This is a genomic window from Spirillospora sp. NPDC127506 (assembly GCF_040302145.1).
Classification (GTDB): Bacteria; Actinomycetota; Actinomycetes; order Streptosporangiales; family Streptosporangiaceae; genus Spirillospora.
In genome coordinates this window covers 294793-318345 of the sequence record NZ_JBEORG010000003.1, presented here as the reverse complement: position 1 = coordinate 318345, position 23553 = coordinate 294793, and the positions used below count along the sequence as shown (strand labels likewise).

Here is a 23553-nt window from a genome sequence, read left to right as displayed (position 1 = left end):
GAGGAGGAGCACCGCGGCGCCGCCGGGGGCTCCTCCACGCCGGATCGGGATCAGTTGAGGCCGTTGAGCTTGGCGATGCGGCGCTCGTACATGCGGATGACGTCCTCGCGGGCGGCGTGCTTGCGCTCGTACTCGCGCAGCAGCTTCACCTGCTCGACCGACAGCCCGCGCAGGCGGGCGCGCAGCTGCGGCAGCGTCGCGGTGTCATAGTTCGGGACCGGCAGGTCCTCCGCGATGTGCGCGGCCTCGGCCTGGGCGGCCGGCTTGTTCTCCGGCTTCGGCTCGAACGCCTTCTCGTCCTCGGCGACCGCCTCCCGCGTCGCCTCGTCCGAGGCTTCGGCGGGCTCCGCCTCGGCGGGCCGCCGGGGCCCGGCCTCCGCGGCCGGCTTCGGCTCCACGCGCGCGGCGGGCTCGGGCTGCTTCGGCTCCGCCGGCTCGGCCGGCTTAGGGCTCGGGGCGGCCTCCGCCCGCGGGGCGGGCTCCGGTTCCGGCTCCGGCACCGGCTTCGGCGCGGGCCGCGCCACCGGGGTCTCGTCGTCGGCCGGCTTGGCGTGGCGGCGTCCCAGCGCGCCCGGCTTGGCGGGCTTCGGCGGGACCCCGGGCTTGGCGTGCTTCGGCGTGTGCCGGGTCCCGGCGCCGGGCTTGCCGACGGAGATCTCCGACCCGGCCGAGCGCGCGGCGGCGGTGCGCCCCGCGGGGCGGGTCCGGCGGGCGGGCTCGGGCGCGGGCTCCGGCTCCTCGCCGCGCACCCGCTCGGCCACGCGCCCGACGACCTTCCCCGCCGTGTGCTGGACGTCGTCGCGCCACCGGCCGAGCACCGGCTTCACGCCGCCGCCCTCGGTGATCTCCTTGTAGTCCCGGGTCAGCCGGTCGCCGAGCAGCAGTGCCCGCCCGACGCCGAACATGGCCAGCCGGACGGCGTGCAGCGGGAGATCGCGGACCTGCTCGCCCACCGTGTCCCGGACCTGCTCTTTGAGGCGGCGCGGCGATTTCGTCATCGACTCTTCCTCTTCCCTGCCTCGTCTCGTGAACTTCACTCTGCCCCATGGGTGCGATGGCGGTCACCCCGGGTTAATGGATTTCTGTCCAAAAGCGCCGTGGAGTGGGTCACATGAGCGGGCTCCACCTGGGCTTCGTCCCCGGTGGGCGGGCTCCGATGCGTCCCGCGGGCGATCCGGCCCCGGGTCCACGTCCTGCACGGCCTCCGCGCGGTCACTCGTACGATGGGGGCATGACCGCCAACAGCCAGCGCCGGGTCCTGCTCGCCAAGCCGCGTGGTTACTGCGCGGGCGTCGACCGGGCCGTCCAGACGGTCGAGATCGCCCTGGAGAAGTACGGGGCGCCGATCTACGTCCGCAAGCAGATCGTCCACAACGTCCACGTCGTCAAGACGCTGGAGGAACGCGGTGCGATCTTCGTGGACGAGACCGAGGAGGTTCCCGAGGGGTCGATCGTGGTGTTCTCCGCGCACGGCGTCGCGCCCGCCGTGCACGAGGAGGCCGCGGGCCTCAACCTGCGCACCATCGACGCGACCTGCCCGCTGGTCACCAAGGTCCACAAGGAGGCGGTCCGGTTCGCCGCCCAGGACTACGACATCCTGCTCATCGGCCACGAGGGGCACGAGGAGGTCATCGGCACCACCGGCGAGGCCCCCGAGCACATCCACCTCGTGGACGGCCCCGACGACGTCGCCGGCATCACCGTCCGCGACCCCGAGAAGGTGGCGTGGCTGTCGCAGACCACGCTGTCGGTGGACGAGACCATCGCCACCGTCGAGAAGCTCCGCGAGCGGTTCCCCAAGCTGATGGACCCGCCGTCCGACGACATCTGCTACGCCACCCAGAACCGGCAGGTCGCCGTGAAGGAGATGGCGGCGCAGGCCGAGCTCGTCATCGTGGTCGGCTCCGCCAACTCCTCCAACTCCGTGCGGCTGGTCGAGGTCGCCAAGGAGCACGGCGCCGACAACGCCTACCTCGTCGACTACGCCGAGCACATCGACCCCGCCTGGCTGGAGGGCGTCACCACCGTCGGCGTCACCAGCGGCGCCTCCGTCCCGGACGAGCTCGTCCAGGAGGTCCTCGCCTGGCTCGTCGAGCGGGGGTTCCCCGAGGCGGAGGAGATCGAGTCCGTCCAGGAGCGCATGCGCTTCGCGCTCCCCAAGGAACTCCGCAAGGACCTCCGCATCACGCCGGTCTAGTCCACCTCGCCGTGGTGCAGGCGGCGCCCCGGTGCCGGATCCGGGCGCGCCGTGCCGGGGTGCGTCGTCGTCGGGGACTCGTCCCACCGGACGGGGTTCTCGTTCTCCTCCTGCTCGAAGAGGCGCACCCCGGCGAGCTTGTCCCGCAGCTCCCGGACGTTGGTCATCAGCCCCCGCGCCAGGCAGATCACCAGCACCAGCAGCGTGCCGAAGAACAGCCACGGCGCGGTGGCCGCCAGCGCCGTCAGGACGCCGACGGTGACGCCGCGCAGCAGCGAGCCGTCGCCGAGCGTGGTCGCGACCACGACCGTGAGCGTGGCCGCGAAGAACACCAGCGGCGGGCTGACGACGAGCGTGAGCAGGTCGGCGGGGCGCGTCGCGAACGCGGCGAGCGCGCAGCCGATCGCGAACCCGGCGCCGGCGAGCAGCGGCACCCCGAACCAGCGCGACAGCAGCCCGCACAGCACCCCGGCGGCGAACATGACGACGATCCCGCCGCGCCCGGTCAGCGTGACCGGGCTCGCCGCGGCGGCCGGGCGCGAACGCCGCGCGCCGCCGTGCTGACGTCCCACTGAACCCCCCGGAGCCGGCGGGGCGCCGCCGGGCGCGCCGCGTGCCGTCGATGAACTCATCGCCACCCTTTCGCCGTGGGGGGTCGGCCCCCCACACCGCCCGGCCCGCTCCGCTCGGGCGGGGTCCGCCGGTCGGTCTGCTCGGGGACGGCCTGTGGGCCGAAACCTACCGCGTCCGCGGCCGGGCCGCCCGGAGCGTGCCCGTCGTCCGGGAGGCGGTCCTCCTCGGTCAGTTCGGCCGCGGAGAGCGCGCGGGGGCTCTCCTCCACGGGGTGCGGTCCGTCCAGGCCGCCCTCGACGACGCCGAGCTCGTTCAGCTTGCGGGCGCTGACGAGCACGCGCGTCTCCAGCGACCCGACCGTCCGGTTGTAGGACTTGATGGCCGAGGTCAGCGCGCGGCCCAGCTCGTCGACGTGCTGGCCCATCGTGCCGAGCCGCTCGTACAGCTCCTTGCCCAGCTCGAAGACCGCGCGGGCGTTCCGGGACAGGGCGGCCTGCTGCCACGCGTAGGACGCCGTCCGCAGCATGGTGATGAGCGTGGTGGGCGTGGCGATGTGCACGCGGCGGCGCATCGCGTACTCCAGCAGGCCGGGGTCGCGGTCGAGCGCGGGCGCGAGGAACGCCTCACCGGGGATGAACAGGACCACGAATTCGGGCGCCGGGCTGAACGCCTGCCAGTACGACTTGGCCGCCAGGCGGTCGACGTGGTCGCGCAGGTGGCGCGCGTGCGCGTCCAGCCGCACGGGGTCGCCGCTCTCGGCCGCCTGCAGGTAGGCGGCCAGGGAGACCTTCGAGTCGACCACGATGCTCTTGCCGCCGACCAGCCGCACGACCATGTCGGGCCGCACGGCGCCGTCCTCGGTGTACGCGCCGGCCTGCTCGTCGAAGTCGCAGTGGTGCGTCATGCCCGCCAGCTCCACGACCCGGCGGAGCTGCAGCTCGCCCCACCGCCCCCGCGCCTCGGGCCGCTGCAGCGCCCGGACGAGCGACTGCGTCTCGCGGCGCAGCTGGTCGGAGCTCTGCCGGACGAAGTCGACCTGCTTGGCCAGCATCGCGTGCGACTCGCGGCGGCCCGTCTCCACCTCGCGGAGCTGCTCCTCCACCTTGGCGAGGGTCTCCTTGAGCGGCGCGACCAGGTGCTCGACGGCCTGCTGCCGCCGCTGCAGCTCGCCCGCCGCCTCGACCCCGGCCGCCTTGAGCCGTGCGTCCGCCAGCTCCAGGAACCGCTGGTTGCTGGCGTCCAGCGCCTTCGCGGAAAGGTTCTCGAAGTGCTCGGCCATCCGCTCCTCGGCGTAGGCGAGCTTCTCCTCGGCCGCCCGCGCCCGCGCGATCAGCGCGCCCTGCCGGCCCGTCGCGAGCGCGTACCCGGCCACGGCGCCGAAGACGGCGCCGACGAGCAGGCCGGCGAACAGCGCGAGGTCCATCCGTTCATCGTGACAGCGCGGCGGCGAAGCGCGACCGCGACGCGCCGGTACCGCCCGGACGCCGCGTTCCGGACATACGGCGGGACGGGCGGTGCGCCGGGGCAGCACGAGGGGTCCCGCGCGCCCATAAACTTGACGGCCGTGAGCCTCTCCATCGGAATCGTCGGGCTGCCCAACGTCGGCAAGTCCACCCTGTTCAACGCGCTGACCAAGAACGACGCGCTGGCCGCCAACTACCCGTTCGCGACCATCGACCCCAACGTCGGCGTGGTGGGGGTGCCCGACCCGCGCCTGCACGCGCTGGCGGAGATCTTCGGCTCGCAGAAGATCGTCCCGGCGACGATGGAGTTCGTCGACATCGCGGGCATCGTCAAGGGCGCGTCCGAGGGGCAGGGCCTCGGCAACAAGTTCCTCGCCAACATCCGCGAGACCAACGCGATCTGCCAGGTCATCCGCGCCTTCGAGGACCCGGACGTCACCCACGTGGACGGCGACGTCGCTCCGTCCCGCGACATCGAGACGATCAACACCGAGCTGATCCTGGCCGACCTCCAGACGATCGAGAAGGCGCTGCCGCGCCTCGACAAGGAGGCCCGCACCAAGAAGGACAAGGACAAGCTCGCCGTCGTCGACGCCGTCACCGCCGCTCAGAAGCTCCTGAACGACGGCGTCACCCTCTTCGCGGGCGCGGAGAAGGCCGGCATCGACCTCGCGCTCCTGCGCGAGCTGCACCTGCTCACCGCCAAGCCGTTCCTCTACGTCTTCAACCTCGACGAGAGCGAGCTGACGGACGAGGCGCTGCGCGCGCGCCTGCGCGAGCTGGTCGCCCCCGCCGAGGCGATCTTCCTGGACGCCAAGATCGAGGCGGAGCTGATCGAGCTGCCCGACGACGAGGCGCTCGAACTGCTGCAGGGCATGGGCCAGGAGGAATCGGGCCTGTCGCAGCTCGTCCGGATCGGGTTCGACACCCTCGGCCTGCAGACGTTCCTGACGGCCGGGCCCAAGGAGGCGCGGGCCTGGACGATCCGCAAGGGCGCCACCGCGCCGGAGGCCGCGGGCGTCATCCACACCGACTTCCAGCGCGGCTTCATCAAGGCCGAGATCGTCTCCTTCGACGACCTCGTCGCCGCCGGCTCCATGGCCGCCGCCCGCAACGCCGGCAAGGTCCGGATGGAGGGCAAGGACTACGTCATGCAGGACGGCGACGTCGTGGAGTTCCGCTTCAACGTCTGAGGCCCGCGGCATCTGACACGGCGGCATCTGACACGGCGGCATCTGACACGGCGGCATCTGACACGGCGACGTCCGACGCGGCGGCGCGTCCCGGCGTCCGGCCGAAGGCGCGGCGGAAGACGTCGATGAACGCGCTCGCCGACGACCAGCCGCACCGGTGCGCGACGACCGTCACCGGCGTGCCCTCGGCGAGCAGCACCAGGGCGTGGGAGAGGCGCAGCTGGGTGCGCCACTGCGGGAACGTCATGCCGAGGTCGGCCTTGAACAGGCGCGACAGCGTGCGGTCGCTGGCGCCGACCTCCCTGCCCAGGGCCGCCAGCGTGCGGTTGTCGGACGGGTCGGCGTACAGGATGTCGCACAGCGCCTGGAGCCGCGGCGCGGTCGGCGCCGGCACGTGCAGCGGCTGCTCGGACGAGACCCGCAGCTGGTCGCACAGGACGGCGCGCAGGCGCCGCTGTTCCGGGCTTCCGTCGGCCGGGTCGCGGGTGCAGGCGAGGATCAGCTCCCGCAGCAGCGGGCTGACGGCCAGCACGGTGGGCTCGTGCAGGCCGAGCGGGTTGGTGTCCGCGGGCAGGCCGACCAGGTGCAGCTCCAGCGCGCCGTGCGCGCGATGGGAATGCACGGCGCCGGCCGGCACCCAGATCGCCCGGGTGGCGGGGACCGTCCACGAGCCCGCGGAGGTGGTGACGGAGAGCACGCCCCGGTGCGCGTAGACGATCTGGTGGTCGTCGTGCCGGTGGGCGCCGATGCGCGCGTGCGGGGCCAGCCGGCGGGCGGCGGTCGGCGCCACCGGCTGATGGCGGATGTCCATCATCGATTGGCAGATTATCGAAAGCACGACAGCGGACCCGCCGACGATCATGGCGGTATGCCGAGGAACAAGCGGATCGTCCTGCTGTCGGTCGGGCACGCCTGCGTGGACGTCTACCAGGGCGCCGTCGCGGCCCTGGTCCCGCTCTTCGTCGCCGAGCGCGCCTACAGCTACGCGGCGGCCTCCGGGATCGTGCTCGCGGCCAGTCTGCTGTCCTCGGTGGCGCAGCCGTTCTTCGGCGCGCTCACCGACCGGCGTCCCGTCCCGTGGCTGCTGCCGGCGAGCACCGTGCTCGGCGGCCTCGGCGTGGCCCTGAGCGGGATCAGCGGCTCGTACGCGCTCACGCTGCTGTTCGTGGCGCTGTCCGGCGTCGGGGTCGCCGCGTACCATCCCGAGTCCGCGCGGGTCGCCCGGATCGCCAGCAGGGGCAGCCACGCCTCCATGGGATGGTTCTCCCTCGGCGGCAACGTCGGCTTCGCCACGGCTCCTCTCCTGGTCGCCGTCGTGATCGCCGCGGGCGGGCTGCGGTTCTCCCCGCTGCTGGTCCTGCCCGCTCTGGTCGGGGCCGTGCTGACGCTGCCGGTGCTGCGCGCGCTGGGAGAGGCGCCGCGCACGGGCGGCGGCCGGAAGGCCCCGGAGGGGCGCGACGACTGGGGCTCGTTCGTGCGGCTGTCGCTGGCGGTGGTGTGCCGGTCGATCGCCTTCATCGGGCTGAGCACGTTCATCGCCTTCCACGCCCGCGAGCAGACCGGCGGCGGGACGGCGGTGGGGACGGCCGCGCTGTTCGTGCTCTATCTCGGCGGCGCCGTCGGCACGATCGCCGGCGGCAACCTGGCCCGCCGCCGGGACCGGGTGGCGGTGGTGCGCGCGGGGTACCTGATCGCCGCCGCGGGCGTCGCCGGCGTGGTGTTCGTGCCCGGCCCGGCCATCTTCTTGTTCGTGGCGCTGACCTCGATCGGGCTGTACGTCCCGTTCTCGCTGCAGGTCACGCTCGCCCAGGACTACCTGCCGACGCGGGTGGGCACGGCCGGCGGGATCACACTCGGGCTCACGGTCAGCGTCGGCGGCCTCGCCAGCCCCGTCATCGGCGCGATCGCCGACGCCGCCTCGCTTCGCACGGCCCTGACACCTCTGATCCTGATGCCCGTCCTGAGCTGGCTGCTGTTCCGCCTGCTGCCCGAGCCGGCCGTCCCCGACATGCTGCGCGGAGACCGCGCCGAGGAGGCGACGCACGCTGCGCGCTAGCGAGGGGGCGGCGCCCCGCGCCCGGGCCGCCGGCGGCGTGTGACAACCGCTGTGACCAGTGTGATTTTGGCAACAGCGGGTCGTTTCGAGGCCCATGCGGTCACTGAGCTGGGTGTTTTGGCAACAGATGTCGCGAATGCGCCAGTTTGTCGGTTTCTTTCGGGAACGGCTGGCGGCCGTCGCCGCCACCCGGTAACCAAGCAACAACCGAGTCGCGCCGCTTGTCCGAAACCTGGACCTGCGCACTCTTCGGAGCCCCGGATAGGGGATCGTCACCGTTTGGCAATCTTCCCCGTTCCTGCTGAGGTGGATTGCATTATCCACAACCGCGTGCCGGGGCTGTGCTTCGCTGCCATGCGCTGGAACAATTGACGCCCGTGGTTACCCTGGGCCCGAGGTGGGTTCAGGAAAATCCACCGGAACACGACCAGGCAGCACAGGAGCGCGCCGACCGGGGGCGAGGCGCGAGCGGAGGCAGGATGGCTCGCAGGCCGGCCGCGGGACGCGGCCGTGACACCGCCGTAGTCGAGGAGACCGCGGCGCCCGGACGGGCGCTCGCGTCATCCGTCGACCCGTCGTGGGACCTGCCCGAGCCGACCGGGCCCCGGGGCCGCGCCCGCGGCGGCCGCTGGGGCGGATCCGGCGGCCGCTGGTGGGTGTGGGTCGGGCGCGCCGTGCTGTGGGCGCTGATCATCGTCATCCTCGTCAACGGCGTCCGCGCCCCGTTCGAGCGGTTCACCGCCGACGAGTCGTCCGGCGGCGGCACGTCACCGGCCAAGCCGCCGAAGAGCGCCGGGTTCCCCAGCAGCGCCGCGGGCGCGTTCGCCCTCCAGTTCGCGAACGTCTACCTCAACTTCGACCAGAAGAACGCACCCGCCCGCGAGGCGCAATTGCGCACCTTCCTGCCCGACGGCGCCGACGCCCAATTCGGCTGGAACGGCGTCGGGAAGATGCAGGTGCAGTCCGTCCAGGTCGCCGGAGTGGACGCCCGCGACGCCAACAACGCGACCGTGACGCTGCTCGCCCGCACCGCCGACCGGTGGCTGCGCCTCGCCGTTCCCGTGTACGCCGACAAGAGCGGCTCCCTGGTCGTGTCCGCCCGTCCCGCCCTCCTTCCCCCGCCGACCAAGGCGCAGCTTCCGCAGGGCGGCGTCGACGACCGCGACACCGCGCTCGAGAACGAGCTCAAGCCCTTCCTCGGCACCTTCTTCCAGGAGTACGCGACCGGCAACCAGGAGGCCCTGTCCCGCTTCTCGGACGGGACGACCATCGCCGGCCTCGCCAACTCGGTCACGTTCGTGCAGGTCAAGGATGTCGTCGCGCCGAAGGGCCCGGACGGCGAGCGCACCGTCACCGCGACGGTGGTGTGGCAGCCCGCCGGGGGAGGCGGCGGCGAGCTGGAGCAGGCCTACCAGCTCACCATGGTCAAGAAGGGCACGACCTGGCTCGTGCGCGACATTCGCGGCACCACGGAACCGAACGCGTCATGAGAGGCCGCGAATTGAACAACGCAACCCCCGAATCCGCCGATCTAGGAAGGTAGTCAGTCGATGCTGCATCACCTCATGGCGTCGATTCCGCACGAAATCCTGGCGGCGCCCGACGACGAACTCAAAACCGACCAGCTCGCCGATTGGCTCCGCCAGATATTCGGTCCGCTGTTCCTCGTGATCGTCTCCATTGTGGCGATCTTCTTCCTGTTCACCCGCGAGATCACGCGTTTCGTCCAATTCATCGTGCTGGCGATAGGGATCGGAGTGGTCTTCTACGTGCCGAACATCATCGAGACGACGGCCAAGGCGATCGCCAAGGCCCTCGGCGTGGACGTCTCCTGACCCGAGGGAACGCAGTTAGGGGAGTAGGGGCGTGGATCTACCCACGTACACGAACATCTGGCGCATCGAGAAGCGGCTCTACAAGCTGTACGACCTGCGGCTTCCCATGCCGCTGCCGCTCGTGCAGATCGGCGTCTTCCTCGGGGTGTTCGTACCGTGGATCCTGCTGCTCAGGCTCGTCGGCATCCCCTTCGAGTCGCCGTGGCACGTCCTCTACATCGTCCCGCCGGGCGTCCTGACCTGGATGGCGACGCGCCCCGTCATCGAGGGCAAGCGCCTCACCGAACTGCTGCTCTCCCAGGGCCGCTACCTCGCCGAGCCCCGCACCTGGTGCCGCCTCACCCCGATCCGCGAACCCCGCGAAGTGGTCATCGTCGCCCGCGTGTGGCGCCGCGCGGAGGCGCCCGCCGCGATGGAACGTGCCGCCGTCAAGGCCCACCGCAGGCGCCGCCCGGCCGCCGAACCGACCCCCCTCCCGGCCCGCCCGCCCAGCCCCGCCACCGCCGCGGCGCCCCCGTCCCTGGCCCAGCACGCCGCCCAGGCGCCGTCCGCGCCCCCCAAGCCCTGGCGCCGCACCACCCGCGACATCTCCCACGAGGACGACGTCCTCCCCGTCCCCGCCGAGATGGAGCGCCCCCCGGCGACCCCGCGGCTCGAAGGCTCCGGCAAGCGCGCCCTGGCCTCCGGCGTCCACCGCCCGGGCGCCCCGGCGGAGGTCTGGCAGGCGGCGGCGCCCACCCGCCCCGACGTCCCCCAGCAGAACCTCCGCCGAGCCGCCGAAGAGATCGCCAACGGCCCCCGCCCGCCGGCCCCGCACGCGCCCGGCAGCACCCCCCGGGCGCAGCCGTCCGCTCCGCGGCACCCGGGCGCCCCCGGCCCCGCACCCGCCGCTCCCGCGACCGGCGGCGCGCCCCAGGGCACGGGCGGCCGACCGGACGTCCCCGCGGCGCGGCACCCGGGCCTCCCCGCCGCCGGCCCCGCGCCGGCAGGCGCCCCGTCCGACGCTCAGGCGCCCGGCAGCACGCCGAGCGCTCAGCCCCCGGCCGCCCAGGGCACGGGCGCCCCGCCGGGCGACCCCGCCATTCGGCAGCCGAATCTCCGCGCCACCGGTCCCGCGCCCGCGGCTCGGTCTTCTGCCGAGGCCGCGCGGGACGACTCGGCGCAGACGAGCCCTCAGCCCCCCGCGGCGCAGGGGACGGGCGATCCCTCGGACGTCCGCGTGGCGGGCCGCGCTTCTGCGCCCCGGCCTGCGGAGGGCGCCCCGGCGGAGTCGCAGCAGGTGAGCGCGTCGCCCTCGGCCGGTTCGGGTGCGCCGCAGGGCACCGGCGACCCATCCGGTGTCCGCGTGGCCGGGCGGGCGTCCGCGTCTGCTCCTTCGGAGGCGGGGCAGGCCGGGCAGCCGACGGCCCCTGCCGCTGGTCCTGCGCCTGCGGGTGCCTCGGCTGATGCTCGCCCGGCTGGCCGCGACGATTCGCAGGAGTCGAGTGGTCAGCCTCCGGTTGCCGCGGGTGATTCGTCGGACGTGCGTGTGGCGGGTCGTGCGTCTGCGGGTGCGTCGGCGGCTTGGTCTTCCGGTGCTGGCCGCGACGATTCGCCGGAGGCGAGTGGTCAGCCTCCGGTGGCCGAGGGCACGGGTGGTCCCTCGGACGTGCGTGTTGCCGGTCGTGGGGCGGCCTGGTCTCCGGCGCGGGGTGACGCGCGGCAGGCAGGTGCGCCGTCCTCGGGTGCGCCGCAGGGGGCCGGCGAGCCGGCCGATGGCCGTGTCCCCGAGCGCCGGGGCGACACCGCGGCCGGTGGGGAGCCCGGGGACAAGAAGGTCGCCGGGGCGCGGCCTGCTCCGCCTCCGCCGCCCTGGGCGCCGCCGGTCACGCGACCGGACGTGCCCATGGTGCCGGGGGCGTTCGGGCAGCCGCCCGCGCCGCGGCGCGAGCCGCCCCGGCCGTGGTCGGAGGGTCTGTCCAGGCCGCAGCAGCCGGCGGCCGAGCCGGTGCCGGCCGTGCCGGAGCCGGCGCCGCCGACGGAGGAGCAGGCGCCTCCGATGGAGGAGCAGGCGCCGCCCCGGGAGGTCCGGTCGCAGCCGGCGTCGCCCGTGCGGCCGCGGCCGCTGCCTCCGCCGCCCGCGCCGCCGCCGTCCGGGCCGGCGATCACGCCGCCGGGGCCCGAGCACGAGGTCACCACCGGAGGGCTGCGGCGGCTCATCCACGCGGTCGGCGGCGGGCACGGCGAGATCGACGCCGAGTATCAGCAGCGGCTCCAGCAGCCCTTCCACGGGACGCGGCACGTGGTCGTGCTCGGGTGCACCGGCGGTGCCGGGCAGACCGTCACCGCGCTGATGCTGGGGCACACGTTCGCCCAGCACAACGGGGAGCCCGTCGTCGCGATCGACGTGAACCCCGGGCCCGGGGCGCTGGCGCGCCGGACGCGCAGCGACACGAACGAGACGCTCACCGGGCTCATCACGCGGGCCGACCAGGTCAACAGCCTCACCGCGATGCGGCGGTACACGTCGCAGGCCAAGTCCGGGCTCGATGTGATCGCGGCCGGCAAGAACCCGCTGCAGGCGCTCGACGACCGCGACTACGCGCTGGCGATCCGGACGATCGACAGGTTCTACTCCGTGACGCTGCTGGACGCGGCGGCGGCGGTCGTGGCGCGCGTGCTGCCCTACGCCGACCAGATCGTGCTCGTGGCGCCGGCGAGCGCCGACGCGCCGCGGGCCGTCGCGATGACCTTCGAGTGGCTGGACGGCCACGGCTACGAGGAGCTGCGGTCCCGCGCGGTGACCGTCATCAACGGGGTGAGCCGCCGCAGCATGGACGACGTCGAGCAGGCCGAGGCCGTGGCGCGGGGGCGCTGCCGGGCCCTCGTGCGCATCCCGTGGGATGATCACCTGAGCATGGACCGCGCGCCGCGCAACGAGCTGAAGTCGTTGCGGACGCCGACGCGGCGTGCCTATCTTGCCCTCGCCGGCGTCGTGGCCGGCGGGTTCACCGTCATGCCCGAGCGTTACCAGGAGCTTCAGCAGGAGCAGGAGGCCACCCGATGAGCCCCGTTCGCGGGCATCGAGCGGAGACCGGCATGCTGGCGGACGCGTTCGACGTTCATGTCCGCCCGGACCGCAAACACTCTCCCGGGCAGCCCTGCGCGGCCGCCCTTGCGACGGGAGAATCGGTGAGGGATCCGGGGAGGCGCGTGCGCTCCGCGATGCGCGCACCGGCCGGGAGTGACGGGAGGGCGGCATGAGCAAGTCCAGCCGGCTGGCCGTCCGGTACTTCGACGACCGCGTGCTGTTCACCGACAGCGCCGCCTGGGCCTACTTCCGGCTGCCGACGGTGTCGTACGAGTTCACGACCGGCGAGGAGCGGGAGGCGCTCGCCACCAACATCACCATCGCGCTCGCCGGCATCCGGATGCAGGACGCCGAGATCCACCTGCGGATCGCGCACCGGACCTACCCGGCGGCCGAGTGGGCGCTCGCCCTGGACCGGACGTCCGACGGCGGCCCCGGGTGGCGCGAGTACCTGGAGGAGACCTACGCGCACGTGTGGGCCAAGGACTTCTGGACCAAGGAGGTCTACCTCGGCGTCCGGCTCGGCCCGCGGGGGATGGGCGCGCACCTTTCGGGCGGCGTCCTGTCGCAGCTCCTCGGGTTCTACAAGCGCAGCGAGAACGTCCTCGGCGTGCACGACGACGCGATCGACAAGAAGGAGATCGCGCGCTGGACGGAGCAGGCCGAGCGGGTCGGGCGCGCGCTCGGCGGGTCGGCCCTCTACGCGCGGCACGCGTCGTCCACCGAGGTCGCGTGGCTGTTCCAGCACGCGGTGTCGGGGTCGCTCGCCGACCCGCCGCCGTCCGCCGTGCCGCGCAGGACGTGGGGCAAGGGCGAGATCGAGTCGCTGGTCGAGGGCGCCATCCACAACGGCCGCTCCTACCTGCGGATAGAGCAGCCCAACTTCACGGGCGCGGGCGGCGGCGCCACGGCCGAGTCGTACGTCGCGTACCTGTCGTTCGCCAGGTTCCCCGACATGATGCCGTTCCCGGACGGCGAACCCTGGTTCCACTACGCCGACGCCCTCCCGTTCCCGGTGGAGATCAGCGCGCGGATGAAGCTGATCCCGCCGGCGAAGGCGTCCAAGGACGTGTCGCGCAAGCTCGCCCACGCCCGCGACATGGACCAGCACATCCGGGAGGCCGGCGCGGAGGCGCCGATCGCGCTCGCGGAGCAGATCGACGCGGCGCGGATGCTGGAGCACGGCATCACCAAGGAGCGGCTGCCGTTCGTGTACGGGTGGCATCGGCTGATCGTGTCCGCGCCGACCGAGGAGCTGCTCGCCCAGCGGGTGGACGCGGTCGTGGAGCACTACCGCGACATCGGAATCGACGTCGTCAACTCCACCGGCGACCAGTTCTCGCTGTTCCTGGAGTCGCTGCCCGGCGACCAGATCCGGCTCAACGCGTACGCGCAGCGGCAGCCGCTGCGGACGATCGCGGGCGGCATGCCCATCGCGACCGTCGACCTCGGCGACCGCCCGGACGAGGAGAACGAGGGCTGGATCGGCCCCTACATCGGCGAGACGCTCGGCCGGGCGAGGTCGATCGTGCACTTCGACCCGCTGGTCGCGGCGGCCCGCAACCGCCCGACCGCGGTGGCGATCACCGGGGAGCCCGGCGGCGGCAAGACCACGCTCGCGCTGCTGCTGATCTACCAGATGGCGCTGCGCGGCGTCACGATCGCGGCGATCGACCCGAAGGGCGACGCGGAGTCGCTCGTCGAGCTGCTGAAGGCGCGGGGGAGGAAGGCGCGCATCCTGCCGCTGGGGTCCGCGGCGCCCGGCCTGCTCGACCCGTTCTCGTTCGGCGACGACCTCGCCGCGATGAAGACGATGGCGACGGAGACGCTGCGGCTGCTGCTGCCGCGGATGTCGGAGGAGCGCGAGTCCGCGATGATCCAGGCGGTCGGCGCGGTCGCCAACGCCGAGCGTCCGTCGCTCGGGCGCGTCGTCGACTACCTGGAGGCCGCGGAGGACCCCGCGTCCAAGAACCTCGGCGCGGTGCTCCGCTCCATGTCGGAGATGCGGCTCGCGCGGCTGTGCTTCGACCCGTCCGGCGGCGAGCGCATCGACACCGAGGGCTGGACGACGGTGTTCACGCTCGGCGGCCTCACCCTGCCCGACGTCGCCATCTCGCGGGAGGACTACTCCTACGAGCAGCGGCTGTCGGTGGCGCTGATGTACCTGGTGTCGCAGTTCGCGCGGCGGCTCATGCACGGCCTCGACCGCCGGCTGCCCAAGGCGATCTTCCTGGACGAGGCGTGGGCGATCACCTCGACGCCGGAGGGCGCGAAGCTGGTGCCGGAGGTGTCCCGCATGGGACGCTCCCGGAACACCGCCCTGATCCTGGTCTCCCAGAACGCGGGGGACCTGCTGAACGAACAGGTGACGAACTGCCTGTCGTCGGTGTTCTCGTTCCGTTCCACCGAACGGGTCGAGGTCGGCAACGTCATGTCGCTGCTCGGCGTCGAGGCGTCCGACGAGCACAAGGCCGTGCTGCGCAACCTCGGCAACGGCGAATGCATCTTCCGTGACCTCGACGGCCGAGCGGGACGCATCGGCGTCGACCTGATCTCCGAGGAACTGCAGCGTTGGCTGGACACCAACCCGACCCGGTCCCGTCCGGGCGCGTCCGAACTCACCGTCGCGGGGGCCGAGGTCGAGGAGGTCCGCCGATGAGGAACCCCCGCCGCCGGACGCACGCCCGCCTGCAGCGTTCGCCCGGGGAAGGGCTCGACCGCGCGGTCCTCGACCGCCCCGGCCGCCGGCGGCGCCGCAGGCCGCGCACCCGCCGCTCCGCGGTGGTGCTGTTCCTCATGGCGCTGTTCATGGTGGGGCTGTCCCCGATGGCGGGCGCGAACCCGATCTTCCCGTCGCCCAACGACGCGTGCCGTCCCGCGGACAACCCGGCGCCCGAGCAGTACGGGTCGGGGACGGACGGCATGATCAAGCCGCCCGACTACCCGAACGAGAAGCTGCAGAAGACCCCGGTCGAGCAGCTGACGTACTACGACCGCTACGGCATGGCCGGGCAGACGTGGTACGCGGTCGACATGGGCTGCTCGGACGGCATGGCGCTGATGGGCAACGCCCTCGCCAACACCACGTTCACCATCGTCCGGGCGATCGACCGGACGACGATCAGCGTCTACCAGGCCGCCGCGTCCGACTCCCTGCTCGGCTGGCTGAAGGACACCGTCGACGGCGTCATCAGCGACATCGGCAAGACGTTCAACGCGCGGTACTGGTCGTGGGTGGTCATCCTCGGCGCGATGTGGCTCGCCTGGTGGGGGCTGGTCCGCAAGCGGGCGAGCAAGGTCACCGAGGGCGTGATCTGGATGGTCGCGGCGATGGTGGCGCTCATCTGGCTGATCGCCCGTCCCGCCGACTTCACCACGCTCGGCACGAAGACGTCCGAGGCGACCAGCGCGGCGTTCAACGCGGCCCTGCCGCAGAGCGACACCAAGGGCGGGACGTGCATACCGAGGCCGGACGGCAAGCCCGATCCGGCGACCTCGCGGAACCTGGACGCGACGACCCGCAACGCCAACGGGCTGTGGGTGGCGCTGGTCTGCAAGCCGTGGCTGCAGGGCGAGTTCGGCACCACCGACCCCAACGCCAAGATCGTCAAGGAGAACGCCGACAAGCTGCTGTGGTCGCAGGCGGTCGACCTCCCGGAGACCTACGGCGACAACAAGGTCGATCTGGGGAAGAAGGCCGACGCCTACAAGGACGTCACGAAGAACATCAAGGACGACTACCCGCAGACCTACTCGCTCTTCCAGGGCAAGAACTGGCAGAACCGGCTGGCGGTCGCGTTCGGCGGGCTGTTCGCGGCGCTGGTCGCCGGCCTGCTCATCATGGTGATCGCGATCGCGCTGATCGTGGTGAAGATCGCGTTCCTGCTGCTGCTCGTCGCCGGGCCGATCTTCCTCGGGATCGGGATACATCCCGGCATCGGGCGGGTCATCGCCGTCCGATGGCTGGAGCTGCTGCTCTCGATGCTGCTGAAGCAGGCGGCGCTGATCGGCGTGCTGTCGCTGCTGCTGTGGGCGTACAGCCTGATCCTCGGCGAGACGCTGCCGTGGGGCCTGCAGGTCCTGCTCATCGCGCTGGTGACGTTCGCGGCGTTCATCTACCGCAAGCCGTTCCAGCACCTGTTCTCCGCGGTGGGGTACTCGGCCGTCGGGTCGCGGGAGAAGAGCGAGGCGCAGCTCAACAAGTCCGTCGCGGAGGCGCGCCGGAGCACCACCGCGGTCGCGGGCGCCGTCGTGCCCGGCGCCGCCGGGTACCGGCTGGCCCGGTGGGCGAAGCGCGAGGCGACGTCCGAGGGCGTCGCCCCGGCGGCGCAGGGCGACGTCGCGCCCGGCACCGCGGTCGCCGTCGCCGACCGGCGGACCGGTGCGGGCGCGGGCGAGGGCCCGTCGCCGGAGGAGGCGCCGGTGCTCGCGGCGAAGCCGCGCGGCGCCGGCGGCGCCGTGGCGGCCTCGCAGGGGCGGTCCCGGCGGGGCGCGCCGCCGCTGAACCTGCCGACCCGCGCGGGCGCGCTCGGCGACCGCCGGACGGACGGCGGGACCACGGCGACCAGCCGGCCGGGCGGCGTCTCCGTGGCGAAGGGCGGCGCGGGCGCCGGGGCCGCGGCCGGCGGCGGGAAGCCGTCGTCCGGTGCCGGTCCCGGGAGCGGCACCGTCCGGCCGACCACATGGTCGGGACGCGGCGGCGTCAGCGGCGGCGGCTCGGGCGGTTCCGGCGGCGGTGACGGCGGTGGTTCCGGCGGTGGCGGTGGCGGCGGCTGGTTCGGCGGCGGGCGTTCGTCCGGCTCGGCCGACCGCGGTCGCGGCCGCCCGGGCGGCGGCTCGAACGGCGGTTCAGGCGGCGGTTCAGGCGGCGGTTCAGGCGGCGGTTCCGGTGGCGGGGCGCCCGCCGCGAACGTGCCCAGGCAGCGCGGCGGTTCCGGCGGCGGCTCGTCCAATGGGAACGGGGCGCCGGCCCAGGGGCCGGGCGGCCGGCGGCAGCCCCCGCCGCTGTGGGGCCGGCGCGGCTCCGACGAGGGCCCGCCGATCCCGTTCTGGCTGCGCCCGGTGGACCGCCCGTCTCCTGAACGGGACGAGTGATGAACCTGAACGACCGCCGGCGCAAGCTCCTGTTCGCGGGACTCGTGGTGGTGCTCGCCGTCGTCGGCGTCTACCTGACGGTCGCCTCGCCCGACCACGGCGACGACCGCGCCGAGCCGCGGCCGAGCAGCACGCCCGCGGCCGGTCCGGCGGGCCCGCAGTCGCCGCCGCCCGGCATACAGAACGCCGTGAACCCGGGCGACTTCGACATCTACCGGCTGCTGCCGTTCTCCCGGCGGGAGTTCGCCACGGCCGCGGACCTCGCGCAGCGGTTCGTCGCCGCCTACGAGACGTACCGGTACGACGAGGCCCCCGAGACCTACATGGGGCGCCTGTCCGTCCTCGCGACCGACGACCTGGCGCAGCAGCTCGGGCAGGACGCCGCGGCGCCCGGCCTGGTGGAGGAGCGCCGCCGCGAGAAGGTCGTCGCGCAGGGGTCGGCGTCCCTCGACCAGGTGCGCACCATCGAGAACAACTCGATCATCTTCCTGGTGACGGGCCGCCGGCAGCAGACCAAGGGCGGCAAGGAGAGCACCGAGACCAAGCAGTACGCGGTGACCGTCGCCCGCGACGGCGGCTCGCTGAAGGTGTACTCGTTCGCGCCCGCCGACGCGGGCCAGGCGGGTGACACCGGATGAGCCCCCGCCGGTTGCTGTTCGCCGGCGGCCTCGGCGTCGCCGCGACGCTGTTCGTCGCGCTGGTGTTCGTCCCGATCCTGTTCGGCGCGAGCCAGTTCATGTTCGGCGGCGGGGTCGGCGGCGGCGACTGCGTGGACGTCGCGGGCGCGGACGCGCAGCCCGCCGAGGCGGACGACGCGAAGGCCATACCGGCGAACTACCTGAAGCTGTACCAGGAGGCCGGCAAGAAGTACGGCATCCCGTGGAACGTGCTGGCCGGCATCGGCAAGGTCGAGACCGACCACGGCCGGTCGACGCTCCCCGGCGTCAGCAGCGGGGAGAACTACGCGGGCGCCGGCGGGCCGATGCAGTTCCTCGCCGCGACGTTCAGGGAGTTCGGGGTCGACGGCGACAAGGACGGCAAGAAGGACCGCTACGACCCGGAGGACGCGATCCCGAGCGCCGCCGCCTACCTCAAGCACAACGGCGCCCCGCAGCGGATGAAGACCGCGATCTTCCAGTACAACCACTCGTCGGACTACGTGGACCTCGTCCTCGACTGGGCGAAGCGCTACGCCGGCGGCGAGTTCAAGGTCGTCCAGGCGAACGGCATCGACTGCGGGGACGACGAGCTGCCCGCGAACATCGGCGAGCTCGTCCAGACGATCATCGAGTTCGCGCTGGCGCAGCGCGGCAAGCCGTACGTGTTCGGCGCGAACGGCCCGGACGCGTGGGACTGCTCCAGCCTCATCCAGGCCGCCTACCGGCAGGTCGGCCTGGCCATCCCGCGCACCACGTTCGAGCAGTGGCCGTTCGGCGTGAAGATCGCCAAGGGCAAGGAGCAGCCCGGCGACCTGGTGTTCTTCAACTCAGGCCCGGGGACGTCGCCGAACCGCCCCGGGCATGTCGGGATGGTCATCGGCAAGGGCAAGATGATCGTGGCGAGCTGCTCGACGTGCGTGCCCGCGATCGGCGTGAAGTCGTACAAGCGGTCGGACTGGGTGGGCGTGACCCGCCCGCTCGCGCGGCCCGACTTCAAGCAGAAGGTCAGCGAGCTGGCCGCCCGGCGGCCCTGACCCGCGGCGTCAGCGGAACCGCCGGCCGCCGGCCGCCAGCAGGATCTCGCGGAGCGCGTCCGCGGCGGCCCGCACGTCCCGTTCCGGCACCCGCGCCATGACGTCCTCGTGCGCGTCCCCGGCCGCCTTCAGGGCGCGCTCGGTGACCCGCAGCCCGTCCGCCGTGAGCCGCACGAACCGGCTGCGGGCGTCGCCCGCGTCGGCCTCGCGTTCGATGTAGCCGACCCTGTGCAGCCGCTGCAGGACGTTGCTCGTCCCGCCCGAGGTGAGGAACGCCGACCGCGTCAGCTCGCTGGGCCGCAGCCGGTAGGGCTCGCCCTCGCGCCGCAGGACGGTCAGCACCTCGAACTCGGCGTAGGTCAGCCCCAGGTCGGCGAGGGCGGGCCGCATGGCCTGCTGGACGAGCATGGCGATGCGTCCGGCCCGCTTGCCGACCTCCAGCATCGCGATGAGCGGCTCGGACAGCCCGTCCCGCCGCCACGTCGCGGCCACCGCGTCGACGTCGTCGCGGCGCTCCCCGTCGTCTCCCTGCACGTCCCCGAGGATACTGACTCGCCATATTGCTTTTTTAAAAGCTTTTCCTTAAGCTTTCTCGCATGACACCGACTGTACTCCTCCGGAACGGCGTCGTCATCGACACCGCACCCGCGCCCACCGTGCTCGGGAAGGCCGACGTCCTGGTCGAGGACGGCCGCATCGCCGCGGTCGGCCCCGGCCTGGCCGCACCGCCGGACGCCGAGGTCGTCGAGGCGGCGGGGAAGCTCGTCCTGCCGGGCTTCGTCGACACCCACCGCCACACCTGGCAGGCGGGGATCCGCGCGACCGTCCCCGACGGCACGCTCCCCGCCTACCTGGAGCGCGTCCTCGGCGAGCTGGCGCCCCGCTACCGCCCGGACGACGTGTACGCCGGGACGCTCGCCGGCGTGCTGGAGTGCCTCGACTCCGGCATCACGACGCTGGTCGACTGGTCGCACATCCAGCTGAGCCCCGGCCACACCGACGCGAACGTCGAAGCGCTCCGCGCATCGGGCATCAGGGCGGTGTTCGGCTACTGCTACGGCGGCGACGGCGGCCCCGGCGCGCTGGCCGCCGAGACCCGCCGCGTCCGCGGCGAGTACTTCGACGCGCCCGCCGGGACCCTCACCATGGCGATGGCGGCGCTCGGCCCGGAGATCGCGGGTGAGGAGCGGGCGCTGGCCGAGTGGCGGCTGGCCCGCGACCTCGGACTGCCGGTCACCGTCCACATGGGCGGCCACGGGCCCGAGAGCGCCGCGCGCGGCCTCGCCTTCCTCGCGGACGCCGGGCTCCTGAAGCACCCGACGACCTACGTCCACGCCAACCACTACACCGGCGAGGAGTTCGAGCGGATCGCCGGCAGCGGCGGGACCGTGTCCGTCGCACCCGCGATCGAGGCGGCGCTCGGCATCGGCCCCCCGCCCACCGGACGGGCCCGGAACGCGGGCGTCCCCACGGGCCTCGGCGCCGACACGGTCGCGAGCGGGCCGGGCGACATGTTCAGCATCATGCGGGCCGCCTACTTCCTGGAGCGGGGACGCCCCGGCGGCGCGGGCCTGGGGTTCACCGCCGCGGACGCGCTGCGCATGGCCACCATCGAAGGGGCCGAGGTCGCCGGCCTGGCGGACGTCACCGGGTCGCTGACCCCCGGCAAACACGCCGACATCCTCGTCCTCAGCGTCGACACCGGCACCGCCGCGGCCCACGACCCCATCGCGGCGGTGGTCCTGTCGGCGGACACCCGCAACGTCGACACCGTCCTCGTGGGCGGCCGGGTCGTCAAGCGCGGGGGAGTGCTCGGCGGCCACGACGTCCCGGCCCTGCTGGACTCCCTCTCGGAGTCCGCCGCGCGCCTGACCCGCCGATAATCGCACGGGAAAGCCGGGGGCGCGTGGCATGCTGATCGGCGTGGAGCCCGAGATGACCGTCCGCGTCGCGGACGAACTGCTGATGTTCCTGCCCGCCACCCGGCGCAAGAGCGTGAACCAGGTGCCCTGCGACGGGACGTCGACGCTGGGTCACCTCGTCGAGTCGCTCGGGGTGCCGCTCACCGAGGCGGGCCCGATGACCATCGGCGGCGAACCCGCGGAGCCGTCCACCCGCCCGCGCCCCGGCGACGAGGTGCACGTGGCGGCGGTGCCGCGCCCCCAGCCCGTCCCGCTGGAGCCGGGCCAGGACGCACCGCGCTTCCTGCTGGACGTCCACCTCGGCACGCTCGCGCGCCGCATGCGCCTCCTCGGCCTCGACACCGCCTACCACAACGACATGGACGATCCGGCGCTGGTCGTCCAGGCCAACGAGGAGCGCCGCGTCCTGCTCACCCAGGACCGCGGCCTCCTCCGCCGCCGCGCCCTCTGGGCGGGCGCCTACGTCCGCGGCTCCCGGCCCGACGACCAGCTCCGCGACCTCCTCGACCGGTTCGCGCCCGTCCTGCGCCCCTGGACGCGGTGCACCGCCTGCAACGGCGAGCTCGTCCCGGTCGACAAGCGCGAGGTCGAGGGCGACCTCGAAGCCGGGACGCGCCGCAGCTACGACGTCTACGGCCGCTGCGCCGGCTGCGGGCAGGTCTACTGGCGCGGCGCGCACGGCGGCCACCTGGAGGAGATCGTCCGGGAGGCGACGCGGCTGGTCGGCGCCGCACGGGACGGCGGCAGGCCGGAGGCCGCCATGACGGAGAGGGGCTGATGGCCATCGCTCTCGTGGTCGTGGGCGCGGCGATCATCGCCGGCGGGCGCCTGCTGAGCGCGCAGCGGGCCGAACCGCCGCACATGGCGGGCGGCTGGGAACTGCCGGGCGGGAAGGTCGACCCGGGCGAGTCCGACGAGGACGCGCTGGTCCGCGAGTGCGACGAGGAACTGGCGATCAAGATCCGGCTCGGCCGCCGCGTCGGCGGCGACTGGACGCTCAGCGAGCGGGCGCTGCTGCGCGTCTGGACCGCCGAGATCATCGAGGGCGAGCCCCGGGCCCTGGAGCACCTGGCCCTCCGCTGGCTGACCCCGCCGGAGCTCTACGACGTCGACTGGCTCCCCGGCGACCGCCCGGTGATCGACCTGCTCGCCCGGGAGCACTTCAGCTGAGGCCCGGCCGCCCTCCGGGCGTCGGATCGCGCGGATGAGTTCGGGGGCTTCCCGCCGCGCCGCAGGAAGCCCCCGACATCCGTGGGGGCGCCGCGCCCGTCAGGAGATGCGGTTGGCGCCCGCGTAGTCGGAGCGGTCCGACAGCTTGGAGATCTTCACCACGTCGCCGGTCTGCGGAGCGTGCAGGAACTTGCCGTCGCTCAGGTAGATCCCCATGTGGTGCAGGTTGCTGCCGAAGTACACGAGGTCCCCGGAGCGCAGCTGGCTGCGCGGCACCTTCGTGCCCAGCTGGTAGAGGTCGCCGGTGTAGTGGGGCAGGCCGGGCTTGCCGACCTGGGCGTAGGCCCACACGACGAGGCCGGAGCAGTCGAAGCTGTTCGGGCCGGCGGCCGCCCACACGTAGGGGGAGCCGATCTTGCTGTAGGCCTTGCGGGCCATCTTGGCGGGCAGGCCCGAGCCCTTGATGCTGGCGGTGAGGCCGGTGCGCGGGTCGCGGGCGTGCGTGGTGGAGAGCTTGTCGAGGCGCTTCATCACCTCGGTGACCTTGGCCTTGGCCTGCGCGCGCGCCTTCTTGGCGTCCTCCCACGCCTTCTTGACCTGCGCGGTCTTGGCCTCCGCGGTGCGCTGGGCGGCGTCGGCCCGCTGGATCTGCTTCTGCAGGGCCTTGACGGCGGCGGCCTGGTTCTGGGTGAGGTAGGCGCGCTCGGTCAGCCCCTCGGCGGAGCCGTCGGAGCCGAAGATCGCGTCGGGGGCGCCGGCCATGTAGGTGGCGGCGGCCATCCGCCCGAGCTGCTCGCGGGCCGGGCCGGCCTGGGCGCGCAGCACCTGCGCGTTCTTGGCGGCGTCCTGCTCGGCCTTCTGCGCCGCCTTCAGGTCCACCCGGGCCTTGTTGTACTTCTCGGTGAGGATCTCGGCCTCTTCGTTCAGCGCCTTGAGGCTCTTGCGCAGGCCCTTCTCCGTCGTCGGCGTCGGGCTGGGCGCGGTCGCGGCGGCGGCCAGGCGGAGCGGCGGCGCGGCGTGGGCGGCGACGGGGGCGGTGGCGCCGAGGCCGATCAGGAGCAGGGCGGCGGTGGCGGCGGGCGCGAAGCGCCGCCGCCGGCGGGGGTCCGGTGCCAAGCCGGTGTTCTCCTCTCCTCACGCGCCTACCGGGTTAGCTGACGGGTTCGGGCCAGGAGTCGCCCTACGGCGCACCGCCCTGCGGCGCGTCGATTCACCCCGAGGGTTGGGTCCCCGGTTCTCCCGGCGGGCGGGAGATTCGGCGTGCCGGTCGCAGCCCCGGGGAGTGGG

General features: G+C 73.4%; 19 protein-coding genes and 1 riboswitch. Of the genes, 13 read left to right on the top strand and 6 right to left on the bottom strand.

Features of this window, described 5'->3' with window-relative positions:
* Positions 1-50 precede the first annotated feature (50 nt).
* Entirely contained in the window at positions 51-998 is a 948-nt protein-coding gene (locus ABTW95_RS05870) for a DUF8129 domain-containing protein (protein WP_500225020.1), read from the bottom strand.
* Positions 999-1231: 233 nt separating this feature from the next.
* Between ABTW95_RS05870 and ABTW95_RS05865 the strand changes: the two genes are divergently transcribed.
* Positions 1232-2197: a 4-hydroxy-3-methylbut-2-enyl diphosphate reductase gene (locus ABTW95_RS05865; protein ID WP_500225019.1), complete on the top strand. Its 966-nt coding sequence runs from the start codon at positions 1232-1234 to the stop codon at positions 2195-2197.
* On the opposite strand, the gene ABTW95_RS05860 is transcribed toward ABTW95_RS05865, so the two are convergent.
* On the bottom strand, positions 2194-2769 hold the full coding sequence (locus ABTW95_RS05860; protein ID WP_500225017.1) for a DUF6542 domain-containing protein: 576 nt from the start codon (positions 2767-2769) through the stop codon (positions 2194-2196). The two genes, ABTW95_RS05865 and ABTW95_RS05860, sit on opposite strands and share 4 nt — an antisense overlap.
* 56 nt (positions 2770-2825) lie before the next feature.
* The gene (locus tag ABTW95_RS05855; RefSeq protein WP_396446569.1) at positions 2826-4193 is read right to left on the bottom strand and encodes a DNA recombination protein RmuC; all 1368 of its coding nucleotides are present in this window, start codon (positions 4191-4193) and stop codon (positions 2826-2828) included.
* A gap of 141 nt (positions 4194-4334) precedes the next feature.
* Here ABTW95_RS05855 and ychF point away from each other — a divergent pair, with 141 nt between their 5' ends.
* On the top strand, positions 4335-5426 hold the full coding sequence (gene ychF, locus ABTW95_RS05850) for a redox-regulated ATPase YchF (RefSeq protein ID WP_396446571.1): 1092 nt from the start codon (positions 4335-4337) through the stop codon (positions 5424-5426).
* On the opposite strand, the gene ABTW95_RS05845 is transcribed toward ychF, so the two are convergent.
* Positions 5416-6240 (bottom strand): AraC family transcriptional regulator, encoded by an 825-nt coding sequence (locus tag ABTW95_RS05845; protein ID WP_500225013.1) that lies wholly within the window; start codon positions 6238-6240, stop codon positions 5416-5418. The two genes, ychF and ABTW95_RS05845, sit on opposite strands and share 11 nt — an antisense overlap.
* A 54-nt stretch (positions 6241-6294) precedes the next feature.
* Here ABTW95_RS05845 and ABTW95_RS05840 point away from each other — a divergent pair, with 54 nt between their 5' ends.
* From ABTW95_RS05840 to ABTW95_RS05805, 8 genes are all read left to right on the top strand, one after another.
* Positions 6295-7482 carry an MFS transporter gene (locus tag ABTW95_RS05840; RefSeq protein ID WP_396446574.1) on the top strand — a complete coding sequence of 396 codons (1188 nt, stop codon included), beginning with the start codon at positions 6295-6297 and terminating at the stop codon, positions 7480-7482.
* Positions 7483-7961: 479 nt separating this feature from the next.
* Positions 7962-8972, top strand: coding sequence for a conjugal transfer protein (locus ABTW95_RS05835; RefSeq protein ID WP_500225010.1), 1011 nt, complete (start codon positions 7962-7964; stop codon positions 8970-8972).
* Between the two features lie 60 nt (positions 8973-9032).
* Complete coding sequence (locus ABTW95_RS05830; RefSeq protein WP_067798886.1) at positions 9033-9317, top strand: hypothetical protein; 285 nt, start codon at positions 9033-9035, stop codon at positions 9315-9317.
* Between the two features lie 31 nt (positions 9318-9348).
* Positions 9349-12363 (top strand): TcpE family conjugal transfer membrane protein, encoded by a 3015-nt coding sequence (locus tag ABTW95_RS05825; RefSeq protein ID WP_500225009.1) that lies wholly within the window; start codon positions 9349-9351, stop codon positions 12361-12363.
* 193 nt (positions 12364-12556) lie between these two features.
* Positions 12557-15046 carry an ATP-binding protein gene (locus ABTW95_RS05820; protein WP_396446577.1) on the top strand — a complete coding sequence of 830 codons (2490 nt, stop codon included), beginning with the start codon at positions 12557-12559 and terminating at the stop codon, positions 15044-15046.
* Positions 15043-17481: a type IV secretion system protein gene (locus ABTW95_RS05815; protein WP_500225007.1), complete on the top strand. Its 2439-nt coding sequence runs from the start codon at positions 15043-15045 to the stop codon at positions 17479-17481. Before ABTW95_RS05820 ends, ABTW95_RS05815 begins: the two co-directional genes overlap by 4 nt.
* Positions 17481-18119, top strand: coding sequence for a hypothetical protein (locus tag ABTW95_RS05810; RefSeq protein WP_500225006.1), 639 nt, complete (start codon positions 17481-17483; stop codon positions 18117-18119). The genes ABTW95_RS05815 and ABTW95_RS05810 overlap by 1 nt, the downstream gene beginning before the upstream one ends.
* Positions 18116-19174, top strand: coding sequence for a C40 family peptidase (locus ABTW95_RS05805; protein ID WP_396454483.1), 1059 nt, complete (start codon positions 18116-18118; stop codon positions 19172-19174). The genes ABTW95_RS05810 and ABTW95_RS05805 overlap by 4 nt, the downstream gene beginning before the upstream one ends.
* A 9-nt stretch (positions 19175-19183) precedes the next feature.
* Here the strand turns inward: ABTW95_RS05805 and ABTW95_RS05800 are convergent, their stop codons facing one another.
* On the bottom strand, positions 19184-19708 hold the full coding sequence (locus ABTW95_RS05800; protein ID WP_396446581.1) for a MarR family winged helix-turn-helix transcriptional regulator: 525 nt from the start codon (positions 19706-19708) through the stop codon (positions 19184-19186).
* Positions 19709-19770: 62 nt separating this feature from the next.
* On the opposite strand from ABTW95_RS05800, the gene ABTW95_RS05795 reads away from it, so the two are divergent.
* The 3 genes from ABTW95_RS05795 to ABTW95_RS05785 are packed head-to-tail and all read left to right on the top strand — an operon-like array spanning position 19771 to position 22266.
* Complete coding sequence (locus tag ABTW95_RS05795; RefSeq protein WP_396446582.1) at positions 19771-21057, top strand: amidohydrolase family protein; 1287 nt, start codon at positions 19771-19773, stop codon at positions 21055-21057.
* A gap of 28 nt (positions 21058-21085) precedes the next feature.
* Complete coding sequence (locus ABTW95_RS05790) at positions 21086-21874, top strand: Mut7-C RNAse domain-containing protein (protein ID WP_500224999.1); 789 nt, start codon at positions 21086-21088, stop codon at positions 21872-21874.
* Entirely contained in the window at positions 21874-22266 is a 393-nt protein-coding gene (locus tag ABTW95_RS05785; RefSeq protein WP_500224997.1) for a (deoxy)nucleoside triphosphate pyrophosphohydrolase, read from the top strand. Before ABTW95_RS05790 ends, ABTW95_RS05785 begins: the two co-directional genes overlap by 1 nt.
* A 99-nt stretch (positions 22267-22365) precedes the next feature.
* On the opposite strand, the gene ABTW95_RS05780 is transcribed toward ABTW95_RS05785, so the two are convergent.
* Positions 22366-23382 carry a C40 family peptidase gene (locus ABTW95_RS05780; protein ID WP_500224995.1) on the bottom strand — a complete coding sequence of 339 codons (1017 nt, stop codon included), beginning with the start codon at positions 23380-23382 and terminating at the stop codon, positions 22366-22368.
* A gap of 7 nt (positions 23383-23389) precedes the next feature.
* Positions 23390-23537: riboswitch (cyclic di-AMP (ydaO/yuaA leader) on the bottom strand.
* Positions 23538-23553: the final 16 nt, after the last annotated feature.

Excerpts from the sequence above, each read along its gene's own strand:
- ABTW95_RS05790 (WP_500224999.1), top strand. The coding sequence starts at position 21,086 with ATGCTGATCGGCGTGGAGCCCGAGATGACCGTCCGCGTCGCGGACGAA.
- ABTW95_RS05870 (WP_500225020.1), bottom strand. The coding sequence starts at position 998 with ATGACGAAATCGCCGCGCCGCCTCAAAGAGCAGGTCCGGGACACGGTG.
- ABTW95_RS05840 (WP_396446574.1), top strand. The coding sequence starts at position 6,295 with ATGCCGAGGAACAAGCGGATCGTCCTGCTGTCGGTCGGGCACGCCTGC.
- ABTW95_RS05815 (WP_500225007.1), top strand. The coding sequence starts at position 15,043 with ATGAGGAACCCCCGCCGCCGGACGCACGCCCGCCTGCAGCGTTCGCCC.
- ABTW95_RS05830 (WP_067798886.1), top strand. The coding sequence starts at position 9,033 with ATGCTGCATCACCTCATGGCGTCGATTCCGCACGAAATCCTGGCGGCG.
- ABTW95_RS05835 (WP_500225010.1), top strand. The coding sequence starts at position 7,962 with ATGGCTCGCAGGCCGGCCGCGGGACGCGGCCGTGACACCGCCGTAGTC.
- ABTW95_RS05805 (WP_396454483.1), top strand. The coding sequence starts at position 18,116 with ATGAGCCCCCGCCGGTTGCTGTTCGCCGGCGGCCTCGGCGTCGCCGCG.
- ABTW95_RS05785 (WP_500224997.1), top strand. The coding sequence starts at position 21,874 with ATGGCCATCGCTCTCGTGGTCGTGGGCGCGGCGATCATCGCCGGCGGG.
- ABTW95_RS05865 (WP_500225019.1), top strand. The coding sequence starts at position 1,232 with ATGACCGCCAACAGCCAGCGCCGGGTCCTGCTCGCCAAGCCGCGTGGT.
- ABTW95_RS05795 (WP_396446582.1), top strand. The coding sequence starts at position 19,771 with ATGACACCGACTGTACTCCTCCGGAACGGCGTCGTCATCGACACCGCA.
- ABTW95_RS05810 (WP_500225006.1), top strand. The coding sequence starts at position 17,481 with ATGAACCTGAACGACCGCCGGCGCAAGCTCCTGTTCGCGGGACTCGTG.
- ABTW95_RS05820 (WP_396446577.1), top strand. The coding sequence starts at position 12,557 with ATGAGCAAGTCCAGCCGGCTGGCCGTCCGGTACTTCGACGACCGCGTG.
- ABTW95_RS05845 (WP_500225013.1), bottom strand. The coding sequence starts at position 6,240 with ATGATGGACATCCGCCATCAGCCGGTGGCGCCGACCGCCGCCCGCCGG.
- ABTW95_RS05855 (WP_396446569.1), bottom strand. The coding sequence starts at position 4,193 with ATGGACCTCGCGCTGTTCGCCGGCCTGCTCGTCGGCGCCGTCTTCGGC.